At 67.9% G+C, this 5,890-nt stretch carries 10 protein-coding genes; all 10 read right to left on the bottom strand.

Going from position 1 to position 5,890, the window contains the following annotated elements; genetic code table 11:
- Window positions 1-60 precede the first annotated feature (60 nt).
- The 10 genes from ACQUSX_RS15310 to ACQUSX_RS15265 all read right to left on the bottom strand — a co-directional run bounded on the left by ACQUSX_RS15310 (window position 61) and on the right by ACQUSX_RS15265 (window position 5,779).
- On the bottom strand, window positions 61-768 hold the full coding sequence (locus tag ACQUSX_RS15310) for a DNA polymerase (protein WP_428929991.1): 708 nt from the start codon (window positions 766-768) through the stop codon (window positions 61-63).
- On the bottom strand, window positions 755-1,231 hold the full coding sequence (locus ACQUSX_RS15305; protein WP_428929990.1) for a hypothetical protein: 477 nt from the start codon (window positions 1,229-1,231) through the stop codon (window positions 755-757). The genes ACQUSX_RS15310 and ACQUSX_RS15305 overlap by 14 nt, the downstream gene beginning before the upstream one ends.
- Window positions 1,232-1,723: 492 nt before the next feature.
- Window positions 1,724-1,897 carry a hypothetical protein gene (locus ACQUSX_RS15300; RefSeq protein ID WP_165875516.1) on the bottom strand — a complete coding sequence of 58 codons (174 nt, stop codon included), beginning with the start codon at window positions 1,895-1,897 and terminating at the stop codon, window positions 1,724-1,726.
- Window positions 1,890-2,045, bottom strand: coding sequence for a hypothetical protein (locus tag ACQUSX_RS15295; protein WP_165875517.1), 156 nt, complete (start codon window positions 2,043-2,045; stop codon window positions 1,890-1,892). Before ACQUSX_RS15295 ends, ACQUSX_RS15300 begins: the two co-directional genes overlap by 8 nt.
- The gene (locus ACQUSX_RS15290) at window positions 2,042-2,410 is read right to left on the bottom strand and encodes a hypothetical protein (protein WP_428929989.1); all 369 of its coding nucleotides are present in this window, start codon (window positions 2,408-2,410) and stop codon (window positions 2,042-2,044) included. Before ACQUSX_RS15290 ends, ACQUSX_RS15295 begins: the two co-directional genes overlap by 4 nt.
- 138 nt (window positions 2,411-2,548) lie before the next feature.
- Window positions 2,549-3,070 carry a hypothetical protein gene (locus tag ACQUSX_RS15285; RefSeq protein ID WP_131494536.1) on the bottom strand — a complete coding sequence of 174 codons (522 nt, stop codon included), beginning with the start codon at window positions 3,068-3,070 and terminating at the stop codon, window positions 2,549-2,551.
- Window positions 3,071-3,156: 86 nt separating this feature from the next.
- Window positions 3,157-3,540, bottom strand: a complete 384-nt coding sequence (locus tag ACQUSX_RS15280; RefSeq protein ID WP_131494537.1) for a hypothetical protein — start codon at window positions 3,538-3,540, stop codon at window positions 3,157-3,159.
- Window positions 3,541-3,649: 109 nt separating this feature from the next.
- Window positions 3,650-4,084 (bottom strand): hypothetical protein, encoded by a 435-nt coding sequence (locus tag ACQUSX_RS15275; RefSeq protein ID WP_428929988.1) that lies wholly within the window; start codon window positions 4,082-4,084, stop codon window positions 3,650-3,652.
- A 62-nt stretch (window positions 4,085-4,146) separates the two neighbouring features.
- Window positions 4,147-5,154: a DUF4192 family protein gene (locus tag ACQUSX_RS15270; protein WP_428929987.1), complete on the bottom strand. Its 1,008-nt coding sequence runs from the start codon at window positions 5,152-5,154 to the stop codon at window positions 4,147-4,149.
- Window positions 5,155-5,281: 127 nt separating this feature from the next.
- Window positions 5,282-5,779: a hypothetical protein gene (locus ACQUSX_RS15265; protein ID WP_428929986.1), complete on the bottom strand. Its 498-nt coding sequence runs from the start codon at window positions 5,777-5,779 to the stop codon at window positions 5,282-5,284.
- Window positions 5,780-5,890 lie beyond the last annotated feature (111 nt).

The raw sequence follows: 5,890 nt of genomic DNA, 5'->3' as shown, positions 1-5,890 counted from the left end.
GTAGCGGCCGCCCCTCGATTCAGGGAGCGGCCGCTACTGGTTGTGCTGGACGAATCCGAGTCACTCCACCTCGGGAGCGATCGCGCCGCGGTAGACCAGCAGCTGGTGCAACACGGGATGAGGGTTCGTCTCCTGCAGCTTCACCAGCGCCGCGGTCGCAACCGAGGGGCCACGCGACGTCGACGACGTCGACGGAAGGCCGAGATCTCCGAAGAGCACCTCCTGCAGCTGCCCGCGATCCTCGAGGTTCACCTCACGGCCGAGCAGCCGATAGATCTCCTGCGCTGCGGCGAGCGCGGTGGTTCCGATTGCTGCGGCGCGGACGCGGCCTTTCTGGTTCTCTGCAGCTGCGCGTCGGCCGGCGATGAAGACGTCGGCTTCGATCTTGTTGAAGAGGGGGGTGCGGACGCCGGCGGGGGTGACGGGGTCGGGGAATCCGGGGATGTACTGGCCGCTGGTGGGGGTGCCGTATTTGTAGGCGGTCTTCAGTGAGATCTGGAGGCCGTTGGCGAGGTAGGAGAAGTCGACGAGCTTGGTGAGGTCGATCTTGATGGGCTCGGGTGTGGGGTTCTCGGGTGCGCCTGGTTTGCGGTGTGCGTCGATGTAGCGGTCGGCGTCGACGCGGCGGAATAGGGGGGAGCGCTGTCCGGGGTTTGCGGGCTTGGGGTAGTCGTCGTGGCGGTGTCGGTACTCTCGTGCTTGCTGTGGGCCTTTGAGGCCGAGCCCGGCGGCGATGTAGTCGTATCCGACGAGGTCACGGCTGGCCATGGTCATCCTCCTGCGAGTCGGTGAGGTCGTGGTGAGCGTGGATGGTGGGGCGGCGCCAGTCGGGGTCTGTCTCCTCGAGCTCGCTCGAGGAGAGGATCATCTGATTGGGGTCGGTGGTGCCGCGGTCAAGTCGGGCGCGGATGCTGGTGCCGAGCCGGTCGATGTAGCGGTGGGCGGGGGAGTGCGCCCAGTCGCCGGCCTTGCTGCAGGCGTCGATGTAGGCCAGGCGGGTGCGTTCCAGCTGGAGGATGAGGTCGTCGACGAGAGTGGGCGTGAGGAGTTCGGCGACGGGCTGCCACTTGTAGGGTTCCGCGGATGCGGCGAGCGCGGCGTCGGTGAGGATCTGGCCGAGGGTGTCGGCGGAGGTGACGAGGCGTTCGTGGTGGGTGGCGAGTTCGTCGTCGTCGCTGAGTGCGGCGACGGCTGCGGTGACGAGGAGGTCGATGCTGTCGCGGTGGAGCATCAGCGGGTGCCTTTCGTGATCGGTGTGAGGGTGCGGGTGATCGACGAGGTAGGCGGCACCCGGCTGGAGCTGCTGGGAAATGTCAGGTTCACAACAGGCTCGGACCACCTTCCCGCGCGGGGCGGGGGTGCTCGACAGCCGGGTGCCTTGGCTCATGATATCTGCGGTGCTGCGGCGAGCGCTGCGCGGTACGTGTTCGGTGTGGGTGGGGTTGGTGGGGTCGGTCATTGGTCTTTTTCCCAGATCTTGTAGGCCTGGTGGAATTCGGGGGTGTCGTCGAGCCTTGGGTGACGAGGCGGTCGAGGTGGTCGTTGAGTTCGGTCTGTGACATCTGGCGAGGGTCGGGTTTTTCGCGCTGCTGCAGGCGTGCGGTGCAGGCGCGATCGTTGGAGCACTCCCATCCTTCTGAGCCCCAGGGCACGAACCCGCGTGTTCCGATGCGGTGGCATCGGTGGCATTCGAGGGTCTCGCCCGGTTTGCGATCGCCGGCGCTCACCCGGGTCGCTCCTGGGATGCGGCGAGCGCGGCGCGGTGACGGCGGGCGAATGCGGTGTGGTCGGTGCGGCTCATGTGTCGGGTGAGGCGGGCCTGTGCTTCGCGCGGGGTGCCGCCTGCGCTGGAGAATCCGCATCCGGGCTTGGGGCAGTCGATCAGTGTCTCAGTCATCGAGGGTGCCTCCTTGGGTGGATGCGGCGAGCGCGGGCGGATCCCAGGTGCCGTCGGGGTTGAGGGGCGGTTTGCCCGCGTCGACCCACCGGCTCACGGTCGCCCAGTCGGGGCGGGGGCCGGGTGGGCGCTCGCCGCGGGTGCTCATGCTGCGCCTGCCGGGGTGCCGACGGCCCAGAGGCGGCCTGCGCGGGCGGCGTCTCCGAAGCGGGTGAACCGGTAGCGGGTGACGTCGCCTTCGATGTAGGTGGCGAGGATGTAGGGGTGGTCGGTGGTGGGGGCGCTGGGGTCGGTGCGGTAGGCGATGGCGGCCGCGTAGCCGGGGCTGAGCCAGTCGTTGCTGGGGGAGGGTTCGAACTTTTCGAAGGGGGCGTCGAGGTCGGCGTAGAGGCCGGTGACGGCGAAGAACTGGCCGACGCTGTACAGGCCGGACTGCATGGCGGGGGTGGGGTCCGCTGCGGTGATCTCGACGTGTGCGAGGAAGTCTCGGGGGGTGACGCCCTGGGCGATCATGGTGTTCCCTTCGGGTGGGAGGCGGCGAGCGCCCGTCCTGAAAAACTATTGTTGTGAACCTGACATTTACAGTCTAGCGGATGTCCCCGACATTGGGAACCCCGGGGAGGAGGTTTGTGGCCTCCTCCCCGGTCGCTGTCAGGCCTCCTCGGTCTCGTACACCTCGGACTCGATGACCGTCAGCGTTCCCATGCTCGCCTCTTCGGCGATCTCGGTTACGTCGAAGTCCTGGAGGGCGAAATCGCCCGCCGCGTCACCGTCGACGGCGCGGCGTGTGGTCGTCCACTCGACCGTGATCCGCAGTGTCACGTCGTAGTCGCGTTCGCGACGCGGGCCGTTCATGGCCTCGGCCATGCGGTCGTACTCCTGGCAGAAGTCGGCGTTGTCGGCGATGCGGCCCGCGCGCTCCCAGAACTCCGTGAGACGGTAATCGCCGCCGTCGGTGATCTGCTCGGTGCGCAGCTGCTCGATGGTGCGATTGCGCGCGACGATCGCCTCATCCTTCTCGGCGAGCGCGCGCTGCGCGGCCGCCAACTCCTCGCGCGCCCGCTCGAGCTCCCCGCTGAATCCGGCCCGTCGGTCGGTGACCGCCGGTGCCGGCGGAAACACCATGGTGCCTTCTCCGAGAGCGGCCGGGGCGGTGGTGGTGATGTCTGTCATGTCTTCTCCTAGGTGGTGTTGTGAACCTGACATTTACAGACTACGGGGGGCCACCGACATTGCTGTCGGCAGCCCGCCCGCCGCCGCTATTGCGGGTCGAAGAATGCTCCGGGCGTGCTGTCCGTCTCGGGGTTTCCATCCCAGATCGGCGCATCGTTCAGGTTGACGCGGATGCGGCCGGTGGCCGCGCCGGTGTCAATCTGCACCACGATCGCCTCCGGCGTGCCTGCGACTCTCATGTCGGGGTGAGCGGGCCAGGCGGCGACGTGGAGATCGCGGCTGTCGTAGAGCAGCTCGGTTGGGCGCTGTGCGCGGTCGGCGTCGAGTGCGGCGATGATCTGCTCACGGATGTAGTGCGCGGACACCTCCTCCACGTCGGGGTCGCTCTCCTGGTCGTCCTCGAACTGCTCGGCGTCGATGAGAGTGAACGCCTTCATCTGCTCGTCGGCGATCTCGGCTGTGGTCTTCATGTCCCAGTCTCCCTAATGTTGTGAACCTGACATTTACAGACTACGGGGGGCCTCCGACATTGGGATTCCGCCAGGGGGAGCGGGGGTCGCCGTCCCCTGGCGGTTCCGGTTACACCCGTGTGCCGTCGAGTCCGTCGAGGAGCCAGGTGACGGATTCCGTGACGTCGCCGTCACCGGCGAGCGCGGCGCGCACGTTGGCGATCGCGGTCGGCAGATCTCCGGGCACCAGCCCGTTGACCTGGGATGCCTGGGAGAGGAGAGCCCCGGCGCGGTAGCGGCTGATCGTCTGCCCTGGCTCGTCGGCGTCTCGGGTGTCCCATTCCTCGTCGACAGTTGTCGTCGCCTCGGGCAGCGCCTCGGTGAGGCTCACGACGGCTGCGACCCACTCGTCGGGCATCCATTTCGAGTTGCCCTGCACGTGGTGCGTGCCGTCCTCGTCTGTCCACGCTGTCGTGTCGTACACGTGACCGTCGGCAAGCTCGGCGAGCTGCTCCGCGGTGAGGTCGGGGGCGTTGGTGATGGTGATGGTGGTGGTCTGTCCCATGATGTTCTCCTGTGAGGTGAGGCTGTGGGGTGCCCCGGGGGTTCCCGGGGTACCGGTGGTTGTCAGCGGGTGAAAACCCACTCGGGGAGCATTCCCTGAGCGACCAGCTCGGCCATCAGATCTGCCATCGACAGCGTGGGATCAGCCGCCCGTGCGAGGTCGATGTAGAACGACGCGTGAGTGGAGGAACCCAGCGCCCACGACAGCCACCCGCACGCGGTGAGGAGCGCGGCTGCGCTTTCCTCCGTGGGGGCGTGCGCTGCGGCGATCCGGCAGACCGCCAGAGCGCCCTGGAGTCGGGTAACCTCGGGGCGCGAACCCTGCCCCAGGATGACGCCGCCCACCTCATCCGCGATCGGCGCACCGTTCAGGAACGCCTTCTGAGCGGCGAGGGTTTCGCGGCCCTGCCCCTCCGTCGTCGCCCACTGTGCGAGCGCGACATCACGGAAGATCGGCAGCGACACCAGGCCGGTCAGCACGGCCACCTTCTCGGCGTCCAGCGCCTCCACGTTCCAGGTGAGCACGTCCTCGAACAGAGCGCACGCATCCACGCTTTCCGGGTGAGGCAGCGGGGCGTTGAAGATCCGCACCCGCAGCGCCTCATCGACCACGGGGAGGGAAGCCCCGGAGGTCTGGTCGCCGTCGCGCACCAGATCCGGCCCCGGCAGCGCCGGGAGCGTGTCGAGGGGGCGGGCCGCTCCCTCGAAGTACTCGCCCCAGGTGGTCGGGGTGACGAATGCCACGGTGGCGACGTCCAGGCCGATGAACGATGCCGCGCTCAGCAGGGTTGCGGCCAGCCCCTCGTGCTCCGAGTCGGTGCCGTCGGTGTAGATGACAGCCGCGAAGCCCGTCACGCCCTGCACGCGGCACGTGAGTCCCATCACCTGCGCGACCATGGCCGGGTAGACCTCGGCGTCGGTCGGGAGATCGACCCGCATAGCGCTCGTGGCGCGAGTGCCCGCGAGCGGGGCGATGACCAGGGACTGCGAGGGCATGTACCCCAGCAGTGCGGTGACCGCTCCGACCAGCTCGCCGACTCCCTCGGCCTTCAGAACCTTCTTCTCAGTCATGATGTGTGTCCTTTCGAACTGTTGTTGTGAACCTGACATTTACAGACTACGGGGGGCCACCGACATTGGGATTCGCGGCCCCGGATCAGGGCCGCCGCCGCCCGGTGAGGCGACGGCGGCCGACGGCTCAGAGGATCTTGAAGCCGCCCGAGGCGCGGAGGAACGCGGCGAACTCGCGCACGTTCTCCGTGGCGAACGGGTAGCTCGCCGCCCAGTGCTCACGCGTGCCCACGCCCGCGCAGCCGTTGCACCCGCCGCGCCCGGTCGCCGGGTCGCGAGGCTTGTCGTAGCCGTGGGCGACGCCGATCTCATCCGTGCGCAATCCCGTGCTGTTGCACAGGTTGCACGCCTCGCGGGGGAGCGCGGCCACCTCAGCGGCATACGCCGTCGAGTAGGCATCCACGGCCCCGGATGCGAGATCCGCGTCCAGAGCGTCGGCGAGAGCGATCGACTCGGCGGCATTCAGGCCGTCGCCGCTGTTGCTGTGCCACTCGGCGCAGCTCGACGCCAGCTCCGGGTGCGTCCGCAGGATGTAGTCGGCCAGTGGCCGCCACCACCACACGTTGTTGCGGAAGTACTCTCCGACCTCCGACGTGGCTGCCTCTCCGTAAACGTCCATTCCCATGGTGTGTGTCCTTTCGGTTGTTCCTGTTGTGTGAACCTGACATTTACAAACTAGGGAGGGGGTCGGACGTTGGTGGGGGTGGGGGACTATGGCGGCGAATTGTGCTTGAAA

It is taken from the genome of Microbacterium alcoholitolerans, from assembly GCF_050408615.1.
Lineage (GTDB): Bacteria > Actinomycetota > Actinomycetes > Actinomycetales > Microbacteriaceae > Microbacterium.
This window is presented reverse-complemented; position numbering and strand designations above follow the sequence as displayed.